This window comes from Parabacteroides sp. AM17-47, assembly GCF_003434625.1.
GTDB lineage: Bacteria > Bacteroidota > Bacteroidia > Bacteroidales > Tannerellaceae > Parabacteroides > Parabacteroides distasonis.
In genome coordinates, this window is sequence record NZ_QTLI01000013.1 from 67,462 (window position 1) to 88,249 (window position 20,788).

Annotated in this window: 17 protein-coding genes; 3 read left to right on the forward strand and 14 right to left on the reverse strand. The window is 47.2% G+C overall.

Features of this window, described 5'->3' with window-relative positions:
* The first annotated feature begins 261 nt into the window (after positions 1-261).
* Positions 262-1,821, forward strand: coding sequence for a sensor histidine kinase KdpD (locus DW205_RS11980; protein WP_005861390.1), 1,560 nt, complete (start codon positions 262-264; stop codon positions 1,819-1,821).
* 2 nt (positions 1,822-1,823) lie between these two features.
* On the forward strand, positions 1,824-2,555 hold the full coding sequence (locus DW205_RS11985) for a response regulator transcription factor (RefSeq protein ID WP_005861388.1): 732 nt from the start codon (positions 1,824-1,826) through the stop codon (positions 2,553-2,555).
* 53 nt (positions 2,556-2,608) lie between these two features.
* Here the strand turns inward: DW205_RS11985 and DW205_RS11990 are convergent, their stop codons facing one another.
* The 14 genes from DW205_RS11990 to rsmH all read right to left on the reverse strand — a co-directional run bounded on the left by DW205_RS11990 (position 2,609) and on the right by rsmH (position 19,480).
* A complete protein-coding gene (locus tag DW205_RS11990; RefSeq protein ID WP_005866976.1) occupies positions 2,609-4,018 on the reverse strand; it encodes a carbon starvation protein A in 1,410 nt (469 codons plus the stop codon).
* A gap of 115 nt (positions 4,019-4,133) precedes the next feature.
* The gene (locus tag DW205_RS11995) at positions 4,134-4,583 is read right to left on the reverse strand and encodes a GatB/YqeY domain-containing protein (protein ID WP_005866975.1); all 450 of its coding nucleotides are present in this window, start codon (positions 4,581-4,583) and stop codon (positions 4,134-4,136) included.
* Between the two features lie 19 nt (positions 4,584-4,602).
* Positions 4,603-5,967: a cell division protein FtsZ gene (gene ftsZ, locus DW205_RS12000; protein WP_005866974.1), complete on the reverse strand. Its 1,365-nt coding sequence runs from the start codon at positions 5,965-5,967 to the stop codon at positions 4,603-4,605.
* 33 nt (positions 5,968-6,000) lie between these two features.
* A complete protein-coding gene (gene ftsA / locus DW205_RS12005; protein WP_005866973.1) occupies positions 6,001-7,359 on the reverse strand; it encodes a cell division protein FtsA in 1,359 nt (452 codons plus the stop codon).
* A 5-nt stretch (positions 7,360-7,364) separates the two neighbouring features.
* Positions 7,365-8,093, reverse strand: coding sequence for a cell division protein FtsQ/DivIB (locus tag DW205_RS12010; protein WP_005866972.1), 729 nt, complete (start codon positions 8,091-8,093; stop codon positions 7,365-7,367).
* On the reverse strand, positions 8,090-9,478 hold the full coding sequence (gene murC, locus DW205_RS12015; RefSeq protein ID WP_005861375.1) for a UDP-N-acetylmuramate--L-alanine ligase: 1,389 nt from the start codon (positions 9,476-9,478) through the stop codon (positions 8,090-8,092). Before murC ends, DW205_RS12010 begins: the two co-directional genes overlap by 4 nt.
* A 5-nt stretch (positions 9,479-9,483) precedes the next feature.
* Positions 9,484-10,590, reverse strand: coding sequence for an undecaprenyldiphospho-muramoylpentapeptide beta-N-acetylglucosaminyltransferase (gene murG, locus DW205_RS12020; protein ID WP_005866971.1), 1,107 nt, complete (start codon positions 10,588-10,590; stop codon positions 9,484-9,486).
* Positions 10,587-11,894 (reverse strand): FtsW/RodA/SpoVE family cell cycle protein, encoded by a 1,308-nt coding sequence (locus DW205_RS12025; RefSeq protein ID WP_005866970.1) that lies wholly within the window; start codon positions 11,892-11,894, stop codon positions 10,587-10,589. Before DW205_RS12025 ends, murG begins: the two co-directional genes overlap by 4 nt.
* A gap of 11 nt (positions 11,895-11,905) precedes the next feature.
* Positions 11,906-13,243 (reverse strand): UDP-N-acetylmuramoyl-L-alanine--D-glutamate ligase, encoded by a 1,338-nt coding sequence (gene murD / locus DW205_RS12030; protein WP_008778445.1) that lies wholly within the window; start codon positions 13,241-13,243, stop codon positions 11,906-11,908.
* Positions 13,244-13,246: 3 nt separating this feature from the next.
* Positions 13,247-14,506, reverse strand: a complete 1,260-nt coding sequence (mraY, locus tag DW205_RS12035; protein ID WP_005861367.1) for a phospho-N-acetylmuramoyl-pentapeptide-transferase — start codon at positions 14,504-14,506, stop codon at positions 13,247-13,249.
* 13 nt (positions 14,507-14,519) lie between these two features.
* Positions 14,520-15,980, reverse strand: coding sequence for a UDP-N-acetylmuramoyl-L-alanyl-D-glutamate--2,6-diaminopimelate ligase (locus DW205_RS12040; protein ID WP_005866968.1), 1,461 nt, complete (start codon positions 15,978-15,980; stop codon positions 14,520-14,522).
* Positions 15,981-15,982: 2 nt separating this feature from the next.
* The gene (locus DW205_RS12045; RefSeq protein WP_005866967.1) at positions 15,983-18,178 is read right to left on the reverse strand and encodes a penicillin-binding protein; all 2,196 of its coding nucleotides are present in this window, start codon (positions 18,176-18,178) and stop codon (positions 15,983-15,985) included.
* An 18-nt stretch (positions 18,179-18,196) separates the two neighbouring features.
* Complete coding sequence (locus DW205_RS12050) at positions 18,197-18,550, reverse strand: FtsL-like putative cell division protein (RefSeq protein ID WP_005861360.1); 354 nt, start codon at positions 18,548-18,550, stop codon at positions 18,197-18,199.
* Positions 18,551-18,562: 12 nt separating this feature from the next.
* Entirely contained in the window at positions 18,563-19,480 is a 918-nt protein-coding gene (rsmH, locus tag DW205_RS12055) for a 16S rRNA (cytosine(1402)-N(4))-methyltransferase RsmH (protein ID WP_005866965.1), read from the reverse strand.
* 476 nt (positions 19,481-19,956) lie between these two features.
* Here rsmH and DW205_RS12060 point away from each other — a divergent pair, with 476 nt between their 5' ends.
* A complete protein-coding gene (locus DW205_RS12060) occupies positions 19,957-20,781 on the forward strand; it encodes a 1-acyl-sn-glycerol-3-phosphate acyltransferase (RefSeq protein WP_005866963.1) in 825 nt (274 codons plus the stop codon).
* Positions 20,782-20,788: the final 7 nt, after the last annotated feature.

Below are 20,788 nucleotides of genomic sequence, written 5' to 3' on the forward strand. Positions count from 1 at the left end.
CCTAAGTGGAGACTTTATAAAGTCCGGGCGCAACAAAGAACGCACCGGACTTGTTTTTACTTAGGATAATATATAAAAAACTTAGGATAAAATAACGCTAACTAGTGCATTAACAGCGGAGTTTCAATGCTTAGCTAGCATACATCCTCTATGCCCACAAAGTATTATTAACATTTTAAACGGATTATTTTTACCTTTTTTGTGTAAATATTAAACTAAAACATACGTTATTTGTTGCAATATTAAGAGAAAGATATTGATATGAGGAAGTCGACAATTTGGTTGCTTGCGGTAGTTATGGCTTTTGCCTTCGCCGGGTTATTATACCTACAGGTAAACTATGTGAGCATTATACTTAAGACACGCAGCGAACAGTTCAATGAGACTGTCAAAAGAAGCCTGCGCCAAGTATCTAAGAATCTGGAATTGGATGAGACCCGTAAATACCTCGAGGATGATATCAACCGGGATGAGACAAATTTCATGTATCAAAATGCCCCGGATGCCCAAAGCCTAGGACAAGTGATCAACCATGAGAAATACCAATTACAGATCAAGGATTCTAATGGAACCGTTCAACAAATAGAGATGCAAAGTTTTAGCGCCCATAAGTTCGAGCCGCTCTCTTCCTTGTCAAAACGGCAGTCTGCCAACAGCATCGTAAACACATCTAAAGATTTACAGAAGACACTAAAAAGACGTTACCAGTACCAAGGTGGACTGATAGAGGAGGTGATTTACAACATCTTATACACCGCGAATCTAAAGCCGATTGAGGAACGTATAGATTTTAAAAAGCTGAACAATTACTTAAAAACAGAATTTATTAACAACGGTTTGAACTTGCCGTTTGTGTTTTCTGTTATTAACAAAGATGGAAATGTAGTATACCAGAGCGGAGAATTCCAAAAGCAACCGATCGCCTCTGACGTGATCACCCAAGTGCTTTTCCCGAACGATCCCCCATCGAAACTAAACTACCTGAGAGTTTATTTTCCGACGAAAGGGGATTATATCTCAAGCTCTATTACTTTCATCGTTCCATCGGTTATATTCTCATTGATCCTGTTGATAACCTTCGTCTTCACGATTTACATCGTATTCCGTCAGAAGAAGTTATCCGAGATGAAAAACGACTTTATCAACAACATGACGCACGAGTTGAAGACACCGGTATCCACGATCTCGCTCGCCGCCCAGATGTTGAAGGATTCGGATATAACGAAGAGTCCGGACGTATTCAAGCATATATCCGGCGTAATCAACGACGAGACGAAGCGATTGAGCTTCTTGGTCGAGAAAGTGCTACAGATGTCTTTGTTCGAACGACAGAAAGCAGCGCTTAAATTGAAAGAAATTGACGCAAATGATTTGGTAGCGAACGTGGCTAACACCTTCGTTTTAAAGGTCGAGAAGTACGGCGGTACAATGGATATAGACCTGCAAGCTACAGAATCGGATATATATGTGGATGAAATGCATATCACCAATGTATTGTTCAACTTGATGGACAATGCGGTTAAATACCGCCGCCCGGAAGTTCCGCTTACATTGATGGCACGCACTTGGAACGAGAACGGAAAGCTGTTGATCTCCGTGGAAGATAATGGTATCGGTATCAAGAAAGAATATCTGAAAAAGGTATTCGACCGTTTCTTCCGCGTACCGACAGGCAACGTACATGACGTGAAAGGGTTCGGCCTCGGACTCGCTTACGTACGTAAAATTATTGAGGACCACAAAGGTACGATCCGTGCTGAAAGTGGTGCCGGAAACATTGGAACAAAATTTATTATTACTTTACCTCTTATAAAAAGTTAGTTATGGAAGAAAAACTAAAGATCTTCTTTTGTGAAGACGATGAGAATTTAGGAATGCTTTTAAGAGAATACTTACAAGCTAAAGGGTATGTAACGGACCTATTCTCTGACGGAGAAGCCGGATACAAAGGTTTTACCAAAGGTAAATACGATCTTTGTGTGTTGGATGTCATGATGCCAAAGAAAGATGGTTTCACCTTGGCACAAGAAATTCGCTCTATCAATCCTGATATCCCTATTATCTTCCTTACAGCCAAGACTATGAAGGAAGACATCTTGGAAGGATTCAAGATCGGTGCGGATGACTACTTGACAAAACCGTTTAGCATGGAAGAGCTATTGCTTCGTATCGAGGCTATCCTTCGCCGTGTGAAAGGTAAGAAGATGAAAGATATTCCTTTCTACAAGTTAGGAAACTTCTTGTTCGATACCCAAAAACAAACGTTGGCTATCGGCGACAAGGTTACGAAACTTACTACGAAGGAATGCGAATTATTAAGCTTGTTGTGCGCCCATGCAAATGAGATCCTTGAGCGTAACTACGCCTTGAAGACAATCTGGGTAGACGATAACTATTTCAACGCTCGTAGCATGGACGTTTATATCACGAAATTACGTAAATTGTTGAAAGACGATCCGGGTATCGAGATCATCAACATCCACGGCAAGGGTTATAAATTAATCACTCCTTCCGGGGAGGAACAAGCCCGTGAGGAAGGCATACAAGTGCTTTAATTCACTTGAACAATAACGACAGAAAAGGCTGGCTAAATGTAAGCCAGCCTTTTTTATACTTTCTTTCTTTTCCAGACTAAGAAGATCCCGAAAACGATCAATGTAACTAGTAGCCCCAAAAGTTGAGAAAAACCGGAGGAAAGACCAAACCCTTCCGGAGCTACAAAAATATAGGTAGAACATACCGCCGTCATGAATAAGGCGGGAATCAAGGTTATCACATATAATTTCTTTGCTTGTACCAAATATACGGTTAAGGCCCATAGGGTAAATACTGCCAACGTCTGGTTACTCCATGCGAAATAACGCCAGATCATATCGAAGCCATCCTTATCTTTTTGACTATATAATAAGATTCCTATCGCAACGATAAACATGGGAATACAGATCATCAGACGTTTGACCACCGTTTTTTGCTCCATTTGCAGGAAGTCTGCGACAATCAGACGAGCCGAGCGGAAAGCCGTATCGCCAGAAGTAATCGGAGCTGCTATCACACCCAGTATCGCTAATACACCTCCGACAGCGCCCAGCCACTCTTTTGTGATACTGTCTACTACGACAGCGGCATTGTTCTCCTCCATTCCGTTATTATGGAAGAAATACGTAGCGGCGGCGGCCCAGATCAAGGCTACGATACCTTCGGTAATCATCGCTCCGTAAAATACGGGACGGGCGTATTTCTCACTTTTCATGCAACGGGCCATCAATGGACTTTGGGTAGCATGAAAGCCAGAGATAGCGCCACAAGCGATACTAACAAACATGATCGGAAAAATAGGCAAGCCTCCCGGATGCGTATTACTAAGTCCATCCGTAATCTCAGGTAACGGCGGCTGGTTAATAAATAACATAACCAAGATACCTACGGCCATAAATAGCAAAGCGATGGCGAATAATGGATAGATCTTTCCGATAATCTTATCAACAGGTAATAGAGTAGCCAGTATATAATAAATGAATACGACGATAATCCAGAACGTAGCATCTAGATATTCCGGAGTCAGTTTAGCCAGCAACCCTGCAGGCCCAGCTACGAAAACAGCACCCACCAAGATCATCAAGATAACCGTAAAGCCCCGCATAAATTGCTTAAAGTTGTTCCCCAGATACCGTCCGATCAATTCAGGAAGACTTTCTCCATCATGCCGCAACGAAAGCATTCCCGATAGGAAATCATGGGTAGCGCCCGCAAATATACTTCCCAATACGATCCAAAGGAAAGAAGCTACCCCAAATTTAGCCCCCATGATAGCGCCGAAAATAGGTCCCAGACCCGCTATATTCAAAAATTGGATCATGAAAATCTTCCAAGTAGGCAAGGGTATATAATCGACACCATCTTGTTTCGTGAAAGCGGGAGTAACCCGGGAGGGATCTACGCCAAACACCCGCTCGACAAATTTACCATACGTAAAATATCCAACGATAAGGGCTATCAGACAACATGTAAAAGTAATCATGGTTTTCTAAAGAATTAAATTGTCAAAGGAAAAGGTATATACGAGAAAACCGTACCAAGGGCATTCTAACGAGTAATTGTCAGAATGCCCTTAGTGCGGTCTTCGTATGAATCAATTAATTAAGTAAACGCTTAACCGTCTCGGAAATCATCCGTCCTTCGGCTCTTCCTGCCAATGCTTTTGAGGCTACACCCATTACCTTACCCATATCTTTCGGGCCAGCGGCACCGACTTGAGCGATAATAGCTTTCAATTCTTTCTCCAATTCCTCGGCAGACATTTGTTGAGGTAAATATTTCTCAATCACTTTTACTTGCTCCAACTCAACATCCGCTAGGTCTTGACGGCCCTGTTGCACATAAATCGTAGCGGAATCTTTCCCTTGTTTCACCAACTTCTGCATGATCTTCAAGGCATCCGCATCCATCAGCGTATCATTGGCTCCCGGAGCGGTTTTCGCTTCCAAGAAAAATTTCTTTACATTTCTCAATGTCTCCAAGGCGACTTTATCTTTCGCCTTCATAGCGTTTTTAATGTCTTCACTGACTTGTTCAAATAAATCCATATCCTTATTATATTATTAACTATCGGAAACTGATCACTTGTTTACCCCCCCGCTGAGAATCTTGGCGAGGTTGGTTAGCCGGTTGCTTCGCCGTTGTCGGAGCCGATACTTGAATATCCTCTCCCGCTACTTTGGAACGGGCACGGGCTACGATCTTCGGATCCCGGTTATAAGTCGGATTATCCTCTATCAAAGCGATCAAGGCATCATCATCCAACTCTTCCTGAGTCAAAACTACCGCTTTCGCACGAGAGGTAAAACGACCCGCCTTTTGTGCGGAAGCACCATAATATTTACCAATCAAATCACGCTCCTTACGCTCTTTCTCGATTCGCTCTTCTTCTAAGCGCAATTCTTCTTCCGTCATCTGAGCGGCTTCATTCCTGCGTTTATCAGCGATCAATGGAATATCATCCATCGTAAATCCAGTAGCGAGGATCGTCATTTTCACTTTATTACCTAATGTATTATCCACGGCAGTACCCCAGATAACCTCTATATCACGGTTGAACTCGGACATAAAGTTATGCACGTCGTTCATCTCCTCCATGCGCAACTCGGCTTCCTCGCTGAAATATACGTTGAACAGGATTTTCTTGGCGTTCTTTACGTCGTTGTTGCTTAATAGCGGAGAATTCAGAGCGTCTTCCACCGCTTGGCGAACACGTCCTTCTCCTTCACCAAAACCATTACTCATCAAAGCGACACCACCATCTTTCATCGTGGTGTTAACATCGGCGAAGTCGAGGTTGATAATACCCGGAAGCGTAATGATCTCCGCGATACTCTTGGCGGCGATCGTCAAGGTATCATCGGCCTTGCCGAAAGCGTTCATCACGGAAAGGTCCGAATAAATCTCACGCAAACGCTCGTTATTGATCACCAATAAGGCATCCACGTTCTTCGCGATCTCCTCCACACCATTCAAGGCCTGTATAATCTTACGCTCACCCTCGAACAAGAAAGGAATGGTTACGATACCTACCGTCAATATTCCCATATCCTTCGCGATACGAGCGATAACCGGAGCGGCACCCGTACCGGTACCACCACCCATACCGGCGGTAATAAATACCATCTTCGTACCGTCGTTCAACATACCTCGAAGATCGTCCAGACTCTCCTCGGCCGCCATCATCGCACGTTCCGGCTTATTGCCCGCGCCCAATCCCTGCGTGATCTCACGTCCCAGCAATAACTTGATAGGAACATCCGAACGGTTCAAGGCTTGATTATCCGTATTACATAACACGAATGTAACATCGTGTATGCCCTCCTTATACATATGAGTAACAGCGTTTCCGCCACCGCCTCCAACACCAATCACCTTAATGATTTTGGGAGTATCCGTAGGATAATTAAAATTTAATATTGTATCGTCCATTGTCTTCCGGTTTTATTACATTCGTAGATCACGTTATTTACTCTCGTTATCATCGTCATCGAAGAGGGTTTTACCAAAGGTATCGATTCCTTTTGTCAACCGCCCGAACAAGCCGGGACCTTTTTTCTTCTCTTTCTTCGGCTTCTCCTTGACGGGTTCCGGTTCCGGAGTCGGTTCCACTGTCGGTTCAGGCTCAACCACCGGCTCAATCTTAGGCTCCGGTTTAGGAGGAATATATAACGCGCAATTCTTAGTTCCTTTCGCCAAGAGGCCGACGGCTACCGCATATTCGGGATTGCTGGCGACCACTAAATCACCACTAGCGACAACCCCCTTGCGAACCGCTGAATAGCGAACCTCCATCTTCAAGCGTTCGCTCATAACAGCCGGTAAATTCTTCAAAGCGGCGCCTCCACCCGTAATCACGATGCCGGCACCGAGAACGCTCATCAAGCCTGTAGCCTCCAGACGAGCATATACATTCTCTAAGATCTCATCCATACGGGCCTCGATCACACCGTTCAACTCGGCCAGCTTAATCTCACGTAAGCCCATTCCATCCGCTAAACTCACTTGGATGGTCATATCATTATCCCGGTCCGCTTTCGCGCTACCATAAGTGATCTTCAAGCGTTCCGCCTCAGACTCTACGACCCTGAGATTGGTTATATCTTTTGTTATCAAATTACCTCCAAAGGGAACAACGGAAAGGCTGGCCAACTTACCACCCTTATAGACAGATATCGTCGTCACGCCGGCACCGAAACCGATCAAGGCGCAACCCAAGTCCTTCTCATTGTCGCTCAAGACAACATCTCCCAACGCGAGGGGTGACACCAGAATACCGGCGATCTCGATTTTCGCTTGTTCCGAGATGCTATTGACAATATTTAATTTCAACGAAGGACGTCCAACAATCAACTTGTAACGAGCCTCGATACGGCTACAAGGCACACCCACCGGGTTGGACTCTGGTTTATCATCTAAAAAATAGGAAGGAGAAACCACGTCAAGAACGGTCAACATATCCGGACGATAATCCTTACACTCTTGATAAAGAGAGTCTATGATCTCCTCCGTGACCACTCCTTCCGTTCCCAATACCTTGCAAACCGTATGCTCGATAGAACGGAGTGACTGGCCACCCAGTCCCACATATACCTGCCCGATCTTGGTCCCCCCCAGTTTATTCTCCAACTTGAGGATCAAGCGTTTTATCTTACTCGCCGTCTCCTTCACGTTATATACACATCCTCTTCGTATGCAGGTGCCAGAGTTCTCAACTTCGTAGGCGATGATTGAAAGAGCGCCCGTCGCATTCTTAGTCCCCACCATTCCTACCATATGGGAGGTACCTAGGTCAATAGCTGCTATAAAGTCTGTGTATGCCATATCATCTATTTTTTAGTACAAACAATCTGATTCTTATATTTTAAATTAATCATACTGTACTTTTCCCAACCCACTTTAGGGATCGCTTGTTCATAGAAAAGCTTTAAATTCGCAAGCTTTTCTTCGAATTCATCCAAAGTACCCAACATGATCCGGTGGTTACCCACTCTTGGAATAAGTTCTATATCATTATCCGGATAGACATAGATTTGTTCAATCTGGTCATTCCAGAACTCATTCTCTTGCAAAAATAATGCAAATTTGTATAAGTCGGTCACCGCAAGCTCTTTTTCCACATATCCACTCACAATTGGCACATGCGCGGCATACCGACGACTGATCGGCATGGTGGTTCCCAGATTATCCACGTAATAACTACCTCTTACGCCCATAATCCGGAGGATAGGCATCTTTTGCATGACCTCTAGCTTGATAATACCCGAAGGAGTCTTATACGCCTCCACTTGAGCGATCATCTCATTCTTAAGCAATTCCGTCTCTATCCGATCCGTATTCACGTCGGCCATTGACCGCTTGATCGGATCTAGCCCAGCTTTCTTCAGTATAGACACAAGGTCACTCTCGCTCACGAAGTGTTTATCCAGACTGTCTTTCACCACGACTTGCAGATCTTGGCAAATAGAGTCCTGACGTATTTCCCGAAAGAAAAACGACACAAACACGATGTAACAGAACAACAACGTGGCTACTACTATGGAAATTATTCGGATCACGGTTTCCTTATTTGTTTACATAAAATCTCTTTTACAGGCTCCACCAAACGGTCGATATTACCGGCGCCTACCATTAATACTACCTCATATTTCCCGGCGGCAACCACGTCCAAAAGCTCTTCCTTCTTACACAGCGTCTTGGAAGGGATCGTCACCTTATCAAAAATGATCCGAGAGCTCACCCCCGGAATCGGTTCCTCACGAGCCGGATAGATATCCAGCAAGATCAACTCATCCAATAAAGAGAGACTCGCGGCGAAATCACCAGCGAAATCCCGGGTACGGGTATATAGATGCGGCTGGAAAATACCTGTCACCTTACGACCCGCATATAATTCCTTCACCGACAAGATACTCTGTCGCAATTCGGCCGGATGATGGGCATAATCATCGATCAATACCACTTGATCAGTCTTCAAATGGAAATCGAAACGGCGGCGAGGTCCGGCAAATGTAGCCATACCCTTTTTCAAATCCTCCGGTTTCACTCCGTTCAACCAAGCGATCGCCATAGCCGCTACCCCGTTCTCTATATTAACCTTTACGGGAACACCTAATTCCACATCAGGAATACGGATTTCCGGACCAACGAAGTCAAAGGTAATATTTCCGTCGCAAATACGAATATTTTCAGCGTAAAAGTCCGCTATTTCCGTAACGGAATAGGTATATTTCTTGACACCCTCCTGTAAACGGGGCGTTACGTTGATTCCTTTCTTGATCAGTAGACAACCATCGGGACGAATTAAGGAGGTAAATTTCTCGAAACTCTCCCGGTAAGCCTCCGCCGTACCGTAAATATCCAGATGATCTGGATCTGCGGAAGTAATCACTGCCATATAAGGAGTAAGCCAATGAAAAGAACGATCGAACTCATCCGCCTCGATCACGGTAAAGTCGCTCGTATCAGACAACATCAAATTACTCTCGTAGTTCTTTAGGATTCCTCCGAGGAAAGCATTGCAATCCACTGGCGATTGTTTCAGCAAATGAGCCAGCATAGAAGAGGTCGTTGTCTTGCCGTGCGTTCCCGCCACGCATAAACCCCGGCTGCTTTTCGTAATCTCTCCCAAGACACGTGCCCGCTTCATCACCTCAAAACCGTGCGCCCGGAAATAGGTCAATTCCGTATGCGACTCCGGGACCGCCGGCGTATAAACCACCAGCGTATCATCGGGCGACTTGAACGCCTCCCCGATCAAAGCTACATTATCCTCATAGTGAATATCGGCTCCCTCCTTTTTCAACTCCTCGGTTAAATCGGAAGGGGTCTTATCGTATCCGCCCACTCGTTTTCCCTTAGCGAGGAAATAACGGATCAAGGCACTCATTCCAATGCCCCCGGCACCTACGAAATACACCGCTGTCACTTTATTTATATCCATATTCCTTATTTCTTATCTATAATCTTAACAATCTCATCCACGATACGGTCCGCACTATGGCGTTGCGCCAAGGTCTCGATATTACGGCTCAACGTATGCAAACGTTCATCGTCATGAACTATCTTCAAGGCAGTAGGCACCAAATCCTTTTCCGCGTCTTTATCGGCGATCATAACGGCGGCATCCTTATGGACCAAGGCCAAGGCATTCTTGGTCTGATGATCTTCCGCCACATTCGGCGAAGGCACCAAGACCACCGGTTTTCCTAATAAGCAAAGCTCCGAGATAGAACTAGCCCCCGCACGGGATATCACCAAATCGGCCGCTGAATAAGCATAATCCATACGGGTAATAAAGTCTGAGCACCAAACCGGCATTCCCCGGTACGCCTTCAAATGCTTGGAAGCGTCGCTGTAATAATACCTACCGGTTTGCCAAATAACCTGTACATCCGAGGCGAAGAACTTATCCAGATCCCCTTGAATACTCCGGTTAATCGTCCGTGCGCCAAGGCTACCACCTACCACAAGGATCGTTTTTTTCTCCGGAGAAAGCCCGAAGAACGCCAACGCCTCCTCTTTCTTACTCAGCGCCTCTTCCAAATCCTGTCGCACCGGATTTCCCGTAATCACGATCTTATCCGCCGGAAAGAACTTCTCCATGCCCTCGTAAGCGACACAAATCTTGCTCGCTTTCTTCGCCAACAACTTATTGGTCACACCGGCATATGAGTTTTGCTCCTGTATCAACGCAGGAACACCTTGCGAAGCCGCCATCCATAAAGTCGGTCCACTGGCATAACCGCCCACGCCGACCGCTATATCTGGCTTGAACTCACGAATCGTCTTCCTCGCCAAGCGCAAGCTTTTCGCTAAACGAGCCATGACCTTCACGTTGTTCATCAAGTGGGCACGATCAAACCCACTCACTGGTAAACCTACAATTTTATAACCAGCTGCCGGAACCTTATCCATTTCCATGCGGTCTTCCGCCCCCACAAATAAGATTTCCGCATCCGGAAAACGTTTCTTGAAAGTATTAGCGATAGATATGGCCGGGAAGATATGGCCTCCCGTACCACCACCACTTATTATGATCCGGTACTTTCTCATACTTTTGACTCTACAGTTATCGTTTCGACAGCCGACAGCGGATTATCTTCTTTCTCTCCCTCGACCGCCTGATTTATTGTCTCTCCGGATGGCTCGTCGGAAGGATTCTCTGGATTCTCCGTATCCTCCTCTTCCTCATCCTCATTTCCGATATTGGCTCCAAAACGACTTACGCTCAATATGATCCCGAAATAGATACAAGATATAAGCGTAGACGTACCACCCCGGCTCACCAACGGCATCGGTTGCCCGGTAACGGGCACTAAATTCACGGCTACCGCCATATTCGCCAAGGCTTGGACTACCACCAGCAACCCACATCCCAACACTAGGAATTTCGGGAATGATTTATCACATTTCCGGGCGATCATCCCGACCCGCACTAGCAGCATTATATAAAGCAACAGTACAAAGATCCCCCCAACGATACCCAGTTCCTCTATGATAATCGCATAGATAAAATCTGAATACGCCTGTGGCAGGAAGTCACGCTGTTGGCCATGTCCGGGCATCTGTCCTAATACGCCTCCCCTGGCAATAGCTATCTTCGCATGGGTTACCTGATAATTATCATCGGTTATCTTATACGTACCACTCTCATCCAAATTATCCTTATGCCCGTCGAAGAAACGCTCCAAACGCCCCTGCCAAGTAACGAATCGATCCGGCAAATACTGAGTAATAGCGGCTGGCGTAAACTTAAGCAACACCAAGAACAACACCAACGCCAACATCAAGATGCCCGCCAGCTTCGCCAACTTACCAAATGGCAACTGACCGATAAACATCATCAGGAAACAAACCCCGAATAGCATAAACGCCGTAGAGAAGTTCTCTGGCAGAATCAAGACACAGGTGAGTCCTACTCCAATCAGTATATACTTAAAGATCTGGTTCTCCGTTAATTTCCCCCGCTTGCTGAGCAAGAAAGCGACAAACACGACACAAGCCAGCTTCCCGAACTCCGAAGGCTGGAACTGTATTCCCATGATTTCCAGCCATCGATGCGCATCATTAGCGTCCACGCCGATAAAGGGCGTCACGATCAACATCAACATCGAGACCGGCAATAATATAATAAACGCAGAGAAGAAACGACACGGTATATTATGTAACAGCAATACCATGACGAAACCCCCCAATAAAAAGGTGGCGTGCCGTACGATAGGCGCCCAGTGATTCGCGTTCTTATAAGCGATCGTACTGGTCGCGCTGAACACCTCCACCACCGATATAAGACACAGGAACATGAAGATGATCCATATCACCCGGTCGCCCTTAAACAGTTTACTCGCCAGATCCATTTTATCCTTTATTACAAATTACGTACGCAAGCCTTGAACTGATCGCCCCGATCCTCATAGCTCTTGAACAGGTCGAAGCTGGCGCAACAAGGAGAGAGCAATACCGTATCTCCCTTATGAGCCATCTTATAAGCTTTCGCCACAGCCTCCTCCATCGAGCGGGCGTCTTCAATATTCGCCACTTTCCCGTCGAAGAACGCATGCAGTTTCGTATTATCCACACCCATGAAAATCAATGAATGTACCTTCTTATTCACTAATTCCTCGATCTCCGAGTAATCATTCCCTTTATCCGTGCCCCCTAAGATCAAAACGACCGGGGTCGTCATGCTCTGCAAGGCATACCAACAAGAGTTTACGTTCGTAGCTTTCGAGTCATTGATATAATCAACACCACGCACGCGAAGCACCTTTTCCAAACGGTGCTCAACACCCGTGAAATCACTGAGTGAGGCACGTATTTTCTCATCATGAATGTCCACGATCTTGGACGCTATCCCCGAAGCCAAAGAGTTATACAGGTTATGCGTACCAGTCAATGCCAATAGGTCTTGTTCCATCGTAAATGTTCCGTTTACCGTTTCAATAACTACTTGATTATTTTCCGTATATCCCTTCACGCCGTTCTCATGTGTCTCGGCGAATGGGTAAAGAGTAGCCTTAGGATGCCGTTTGGCGATCTCACGGGCTATGATCGGGTCATCGTTCCAGAAAATGAAGGCGTCGTCCTTCGTCTGATTTTGCAAGATGCGGAACTTAGCGTCTACATAATTCTGCATCTCATAGTTATAACGGTCCAGATGATCCGGTGTTATATTCAATATAATAGCGATATCCGCTCTAAAGTCGTACATATTATCCAGTTGGAAACTGCTCAACTCGATCACGTAGACCGCATGTGGATCTTCCGCAACCTGAAGCGCCAAGCTGTTTCCGACATTTCCGGCCAAGCCCACGTCCACGCCCGCTTCTTTCAGTATATGATACGTAAGCATCGTCGTTGTCGTCTTGCCGTTGCTACCCGTGATGCAAATCATCTTCGAGTCCGTATACCTTCCGGCAAACTCGATCTCGGAGATGATCGGCGTACCTTGCTTCTTCAATAACTGTATGATAGGAGCCTTGTCGGGAATACCCGGGCTCTTGACAATTTCGTCGGCATTCAAGATGTCGGCTTCGGTATGCTGTCCCTCTTCCCAACGAATCCCGTGGTTGTCCAGCATCTCCTTATACTTAGGTTTGATAGACGATTTATCGGACACGAACACGTCGAATCCTTTCGCCTTCGCCAAGACAGCGGCTCCCGCGCCACTCTCCCCGGCCCCTAATATAACCATTCTCTTACTCATCTTTTATCTCATCTTTAACGTAACTATCGTCATAACAGCCAAAATAATACCGATCAACCAGAAACGGACCACGATCTTCGATTCAGGCACGACATTGAACGGCTTTTGGATCAACGCCTGTATACCCGCATTTCCCGGTTTCTGGAAATGATGGTGTAAAGGAGCCATCTTGAAGATACGGCGACCTTCCCCATACTTCTTCTTCGTATATTTAAAGTAGGCCACTTGCAACATGACCGATATATTCTCCACCAAGAAAATACCGCAAAGGATCGGAATCAACAACTCCTTACGGATGATGATCGCGAAAACAGCGATAATACCTCCCAAGGTCAAGCTACCCGTGTCTCCCATAAATACTTGGGCCGGATATGAGTTGTACCATAGGAAACCGACCGTGGCACCGATAAAGGCAGCGGCATAAACCACCAACTCCTCTGCGCCGGGTATAAACATGATATTCAAGAACGAGGCGAACTCAAAGTGGGATGACATATAAGCCAAAATACCGAGCGCCACCCCGATGATCGCCGATGTCCCGGCAGCCAAGCCGTCCAATCCATCCGTCATATTGGCTCCGTTCGACACGGCAGTCACCACAAAGATCACCATCAGCACGAACACTAGCCACGCGGCCTCCTCCTTATAATCGCCCGCCCAGTTCACCAAGTTGGCGTAATCGAAATTATTGTTTTTCAAGAACGGGATGGTCGTCTTTGTCGACTTGGTCTCCACCGTATGATAACGCACCTCCTCGATCACGTTATCATGGCGCACCTCCATATTCTCCTTGATCACCACATCCGGGCTCATGAACAATACCAAGCCAACGATCAGGCCCAGTCCTACCTGCCCGACGATCTTGAAACGTCCGTGCATGCCCTCCTTATTCTTCTTGAACACCTTGATATAATCATCCGCGAATCCCAAGGCTCCCAGCCAAACCGTAGTCACCAACATCAATATCACATAGATATTATTCAGCTTGGCACACAGTAAAGTCGGGATCAATATAGCGATAATAATGATAATACCTCCCATCGTTGGCGTTCCCTTCTTGCTCATCTGGCCCTCCAGCCCAAGATTTCTCACCGTCTCGCCGATCTGCAACATTTGCAACTTATCGATGATACGCCGGCCGATCGCCGTAGAGATAAACAAGGACAAGATCAAGGCCAACCCCGAGCGGAAAGATACGTACTTAAACATACCCGCTCCCGGGAAATCCAACTGATCCAAATAATTAAAAAGATAATAAAGCATGTCGTCTTAAATATTATGATTGTTGTGTCGAAAAAATCTCGCGTAACTTCTCACGGTCGTCAAAGTGATGTTTCACCCCCTTGATCTCCTGATAGTCTTCGTGGCCTTTTCCGGCAACAAGGATCACATCCCCTTTCTTCGCCAACATCGTAGCGGTCTTGATCGCTTGCGTACGGTCCGTGATACATAAGACACGTTCCATATCCATTTTCGTCAATCCGGCTACCATATCGTTAATAATATCATCCGGTTCCTCAAAGCGCGGGTTATCGGAAGTCAGAATTACCTGATCGCTCAGCTTGGCAGCCTCTTTCGCCATCAACGGACGCTTCCCCTTGTCCCGGTTTCCCCCGGCACCTACCACGGTAATGATACGTCCTTTCCCATCCAATACCTCATGAATGCCATTCAGTACATTCGTCAAGGCATCCGGCGTGTGAGCGTAATCCACGATCGCCGTATAACCGAGCGGAGACTGGATCGTCTCGAAGCGACCGGATACGGAGCGAAGCGTGCTCAGCACGATCAACACCTCCTCGGGATCTTTCCCCAAAGAAACTGCGGCTCCGTACACGGCTAGTAAGTTATAAGCGTTGAAACGTCCCACGAAATGCACCATAACCTCCCGACCGTTAATGATCAAGTCTGTACCCTCGAAATGAGATTCCAATATCTTTCCCTTGAAATCGGCCAAGGTACGCAAGGAATAGGTCAGCTTCTTCGCCTTCGTATTTTGCAACATCACCAAGCCGGATTTATCATCGGCATTCGTCAAGGCAAAAGTCCCGGCAGGCAGGTCATCGAAGAATTTCTTCTTCGCTTTCAAGTAATTCTCCACGGTCTTATGATAGTCCAAATGATCACGGGTCAGGTTCGTGAAAATCCCCCCGTCGAAAGACAAGCCGCTGATGCGCCGCTGATCGATCGAATGAGAGCTAACCTCCATAAAAGCATACTCACATCCGGCCTCTACCATCCGGGCCATCAAGGAATGAAGCGTAAGCGGGTCCGGTGTCGTATGATCCGTCGGTACCGCCTCGCCATCTATATAATTACATACCGTGGAAAGCAATCCCACCTTATGCCCCATCTTCCGGAACATCTCATATAATAAGGTAGCGATCGTAGTCTTCCCGTTCGTACCCGTCACGCCTACCAACACCAATTTCCCGGAAGGATCACCATACCAGCGGGAAACCAAAAGACCCAGCGCCTCCGCCGAATCCTTCACCACGATAAACGAGCATCTCCCCTCCAAATAGGACGGAGCCTCCTCGCATACGATAGCGACAGCCCCCTTCTCTATGGCGCTGTCCATATAGGCATGGCCATCCACGGCCGTACCTCTCACAGCGACAAACAAAGACCCTTTCGTCACCCGACGAGAGTCTGATTGAATATTCGTGATATCCACATTATCCGCCCCCATCAACATAGGAGCTTCCAACGCACCGATTAAATCCCTTAGTTCCATACCTATTTCAATGTTAATAATACGGTCTGCCCCTTAGACACTCGCTGTCCGGGTTGAATACTCTGCGAAACGACCCGTCCGACACCCGACAAAGAGACACGCAGACCGGCTTGCTCCAACAAGAAAACCGCATCTTTAGCACCCATGCCGACTACCCGGGGTACCAGGCCCTCACGAATCGTCAGATCGCTTAATTTCACCTTATTCTCTTCTTGCTCGGCGGAGGCTACGACCCACTTTGTCTCCAAACTGTCCGTATCCGCCTTAATATCCAATTCATCTAATACGTCCTCTACCGCCCTCAGATCGCCGCCTTTCACACGAGGTACCATCACGGCCATCGAATCCCGTTCCATATCCCGGACATCGAACGACATATGGCTGGCGTATATCTTCTCGGCGATCGCACGCACCACGCCTCCCGACATCGTACCGCCCGAAGGATAACCAATACGGGGACGGCGGATCACCACGATACAAGAATACTTCGGATGATCGGCCGGGAAATAGCCACAGAAAGAGACTTGGTGCCCGCTCGTACGGTAGACACCGCCCGTAGCGATCTGCGCCGTACCGGTCTTTCCGGCGATCCGGACAATATCCGAATGAACCGCCTTACCGGTCCCTTTCTCCACGACTCCCAGCAACATATCTTTTATCAACGCCAGCGTATGATCCGAGCAAATCGAAGAGTTGATCACCTCCGTGGAAAAACTCTGCACGGTCTTGCCGTTATGTAAGATCTCTTTCGTAAACATCGGGCGAACCATCTTCCCGTCGTTCGCGATCGCGTTAAAGAACGCCAGCGTATTGATCGGCGGTACCTGCGTCTCGTAACCGAACGACATCCAAGGCAAGGTGGTCTTGGACCAATAACGGGTCGTATCATCCGGGCGACGTATCTTGGCACGTCCCGCCCCCGGTATCTCCAAACGAAGATCCGCGTTCATACCGATACGGTACAGTCCCTCCACGAACTTTGTCGGGTTATCCGAATAACCTTTCAGGATCGTCTTGGCTACACCGATATTAGAGGAATACCAAATCGCCTGCTCCACCGAGATCCGACCGTATCCGCCTTTATTCATATTATGGTCCGTCATGCGGGCACCCTTATACATATATATACCATTGCCTACATCGACCGTATCTCCCGGATTGCATAAACCATCCTCCAAGGCCACCATGATAGAGGCCACCTTGAAAGTAGAGCCCGGCTCGATCTCGTCCGCCACGGCATGATTCTTCGTCTCGCCATATACGCCCTCACGGATACGCCCCATATTCGTGATCGCCTTGATCTCTCCGGTCTCGACCTCCATCACGACAGCCGTACCAGACTCGGCATCGATCGCCTTCAATTTATCGACCAGCGATTTCTCGGTTATATCCTGTATATTGATATCGATCGTGGTGCGAATATCCATGCCATCCACCGGGTCCACCTCAATCACGTTCGTCCAGCCTCCACCGACACGGCGAACGGAACTCAACCCGGCCTGCCCCCGCAGGAGCGAATCGTATTGCAACTCCAATCCATTCTTCCCCTTCGTAGTTCCACCCTCCTCGATCTCTCCGTAGATATCACCGATCGTACGAGACGCCAAGGTCCCGAAAGGTTTCTGGCGCTGCACCATCTCCTTCGTATAAAAACCGCTCTTATAACGTCCCAAACGAAGGAACGGGAACTTACGGATCTCCTTCAAGTCCGAATACGAGACCTTCCCCGCGTAAATCGGGAACTGGCGACTCTTACCGCTCAGCCCTTTCAGCAGATAAGCCTTATAGCCCGCCGGCGTACGATCCTTCAATTTACGGGAAAGATAAAACGCCAACGAGTCCACCCCATCCTTCTTGGACGTCTTGAACGTATCCAGCCAATTATACTTGGCATCCTTAGCCGGAGTATACGCATCCGCCTTAAAGTCGATATACATATAATAACGAGGCACGCTGGTAGCCATCAACTTACCGTCCGACGAATAGATATTGCCACGTCCGGGCAACACCAAACGGTTCGGTCGTTTCTGGCTCTCGGCCACCTTCATCCATTTATCCCTCTCCACGAAGGCCGTATCAAAGGCACGGAACAGGATTCCTACGGCCACAAGCCCCAGCAACAGCACGACCACGAAGTAACAGAATAAAATCCGGCTACTTTTAGGCTCTATTTCTTTCGGTTCGTTTTCTTCAGACATACCCATTTACACCTTATCTCACTTATATAACTCATAAGGAGGGGTTTTCGCACCCTCCAGATCAATACCTTGCTCCTCGATCAGCAACTCGATTTGCGATTGGCGGCTATTGCCGGTCAACTCGGATGAGATCGACAACGCCTCGAAACGCACATCCCTCAATTGCTGTTGCAACCGGTCGATCTCACGCAACTTTTGCATACAAGTATACCGGTTACCGATAAAGAAAAACGCCAACACGACAAGTAACACGATCATGCGCGTATGCCTCAAGATAAAATCCTCTTTCAGCACGCCGCCACCGAGTATATACCAGAACGAAAGACGTTTCTCCTTCTTCCTCGTTTTCTTATGTTGTCCGTTTTCTTCCATATCTATTTCTCCTTATACCTTCTCAGCGATTCTCAACTTGGCGCTCCGGGAACGGGGATTCCGCTCCACCTCCTCGTCGGTCGGGACGATCACCTTATTATTGACCAAGCGGAAAGGCGATCGTACGTTCCCGAAGAAATCCTGCTCGCATTTCCCCTCGAAGTTTCCGGTCTTCAAAAAGTTCTTTACCAGACGATCTTCCAAGGAGTGATACGTGATAACCACCAAACGTCCTCCCGGCCTCAACACCCGCAAGGTACTCCGCAGCATCTCTTTCAGCGCCCTCATCTCATCGTTCACCTCGATACGAAGCGCTTGAAAGACTTGCGCCAAGAATTTCTTCTCCTTGTCCTTCCCCGTAAACGGCTTGATCACCTCCAAGAAGTCCCCGATCGTCTCTATCTTCTTTGTCTCACGGGCTTTCACCAGCACAGAGGCTAATTTCCGTGACACCTTCAGCTCGCCATATAGATAAAACACATCGGCCAACGCCTCCGCCGTATAATTATTCACGATATCGGCGGCGGTCTGCCCCGCACGCGTATTCATCCGCATATCCAACGTCCCGTCGAAACGGAAAGAGAAACCGCGATCCTTATCGTCGAAATGATGGGAAGAGACACCTAAATCCGCCAACAGACCGTCTACCTCCCCGCTTTCTCCATAGTAACGCATAAAATTATACAAATAACGGAAATTACTGCGCACGAAAGTGAATCGTGGATCTGCCGGGATATTATGCTCCGCGTCCGCGTCTTGGTCAAAGCCGTAAAGTTCGCCCCCGCTACCCAACCGTTTCAAGATCTCGCGGGAATGTCCTCCACCGCCAAACGTAACATCCACGTAAATCCCGTCGGGACGGATATCCAATCCCTCCAGACTTTCCCGCAGCATTACCGGTACATGATAGCAACTATCTTTTTCTTCCATTCGTCGTTCTTACGTTAAACTTCCTCTTAAAATCAAGCGCCGTACTCCTTTGATACGCACGCACATGCCTTATCGGTGGGTAAAAGTACACATTTCCAAAATTACCCGCCAACATTTATATAAGAAAAGTAGGAAAAAGTTATCAACAGGTCGTTAACCCTTCGTCTTTTCGTCCTTATCTCTTACGCTTTTCACCGGTATCCGTTAACCAATTCTTCCTTTCACCTTCATCTTCTAACGGCCGTTGGATGATCATGCAACAGTTGGTAGATGATCTTCTAACAGTTGGTGCATGATCGTCCAACAGCCGTTAGATAACCGATAGTCAAGCTCCCGGGGACTAACCTCCCTAATGGTAGCGGCTAAAAGATCAAGGGGAAAAGGCCAAGATAGCTGGCGAAAAAGCAAAAACTTCACTCAAACCTCTCTCGTTTTAATTATTAACTTTATCTTTGCCCCTTGACAAGCTTATATAGATGGCAAAACAAGGTGTGACAAAGATAGATATTAAGCAAGTATTGGCACAAAAGGCGCCCAAGGCGTCACGCAAGATTCCGGGATTTATCGTGGACTACTTGATTCGCACGGTTCATCAAGAGGAACTGAATGATATATTAACCCGTTACCACGATAAGGAAGGGGTAGATTTCATGCGTGAGCTTATCGGCTATTTTGACCTTACCCTCGATCTGGTACATGCGGAGAACATCCCGACCGAAGGGCGCTATATCTTCGCCTCCAACCATCCGCTCGGAGGATTGGACGGTATCTGTCTCTCCGCCGTTATCGGTTCCCGGTTCGAAGGCCGCATCAAGTATCCGGTCAATGATTTATTACTTTATCTCTCCAATCTAAAATCCATCTTTGTACCGATCAACAAACACGGCACCCAAGGAAAGGACAACGCACGGATGCTGGAGGAGGCTTTTGCCTCGGACGACCAGATCATCACTTTCCCCGCCGGATTATGCTCTCGCAAGATTGGTGGCAAGATACAAGACTTGGAGTGGAAGAAATCGTTCATCCAGAAGGCGGTGCAATACAAGCGGGATATCGTACCGGTCTATTTCGACGGGAAGAATTCCAATTTCTTCTATAACCTTGCCCGGATACGCAAGGCGTTGGGTATAAAGATGAATTATGAGATGATTTATTTACCGGACGAGATGTTCCGGAGCAAACATAAGACCTTCCGGATTCATTTCGGGAAGCCTATCCCTTGGCAGACATTCGACAATAGCAAGAAACCCGCCGAATGGGCTGAGTGGATAAAAAACAAGGTTTACAAACTCAAGGATTAACAGACGA

Bases quoted from the DNA above. Each gene is read 5' to 3' on its own strand.
- DW205_RS11980 (WP_005861390.1), top strand. From the start codon at position 262: ATGAGGAAGTCGACAATTTGGTTGCTTGCGGTAGTTATGGCTTTTGCC.
- DW205_RS11985 (WP_005861388.1), top strand. From the start codon at position 1,824: ATGGAAGAAAAACTAAAGATCTTCTTTTGTGAAGACGATGAGAATTTA.
- DW205_RS11990 (WP_005866976.1), bottom strand. From the start codon at position 4,018: ATGATTACTTTTACATGTTGTCTGATAGCCCTTATCGTTGGATATTTT.
- DW205_RS11995 (WP_005866975.1), bottom strand. From the start codon at position 4,583: ATGGATTTATTTGAACAAGTCAGTGAAGACATTAAAAACGCTATGAAG.
- ftsZ (WP_005866974.1), bottom strand. From the start codon at position 5,967: ATGGACGATACAATATTAAATTTTAATTATCCTACGGATACTCCCAAA.
- ftsA (WP_005866973.1), bottom strand. From the start codon at position 7,359: ATGGCATACACAGACTTTATAGCAGCTATTGACCTAGGTACCTCCCAT.
- murC (WP_005861375.1), bottom strand. From the start codon at position 9,478: ATGGATATAAATAAAGTGACAGCGGTGTATTTCGTAGGTGCCGGGGGC.
- murG (WP_005866971.1), bottom strand. From the start codon at position 10,590: ATGAGAAAGTACCGGATCATAATAAGTGGTGGTGGTACGGGAGGCCAT.
- DW205_RS12025 (WP_005866970.1), bottom strand. From the start codon at position 11,894: ATGGATCTGGCGAGTAAACTGTTTAAGGGCGACCGGGTGATATGGATC.
- murD (WP_008778445.1), bottom strand. From the start codon at position 13,243: ATGAGTAAGAGAATGGTTATATTAGGGGCCGGGGAGAGTGGCGCGGGA.
- mraY (WP_005861367.1), bottom strand. From the start codon at position 14,506: ATGCTTTATTATCTTTTTAATTATTTGGATCAGTTGGATTTCCCGGGA.
- DW205_RS12040 (WP_005866968.1), bottom strand. From the start codon at position 15,980: ATGGAACTAAGGGATTTAATCGGTGCGTTGGAAGCTCCTATGTTGATG.
- DW205_RS12045 (WP_005866967.1), bottom strand. From the start codon at position 18,178: ATGTCTGAAGAAAACGAACCGAAAGAAATAGAGCCTAAAAGTAGCCGG.
- DW205_RS12050 (WP_005861360.1), bottom strand. From the start codon at position 18,550: ATGGAAGAAAACGGACAACATAAGAAAACGAGGAAGAAGGAGAAACGT.
- rsmH (WP_005866965.1), bottom strand. From the start codon at position 19,480: ATGGAAGAAAAAGATAGTTGCTATCATGTACCGGTAATGCTGCGGGAA.
- DW205_RS12060 (WP_005866963.1), top strand. From the start codon at position 19,957: ATGGCAAAACAAGGTGTGACAAAGATAGATATTAAGCAAGTATTGGCA.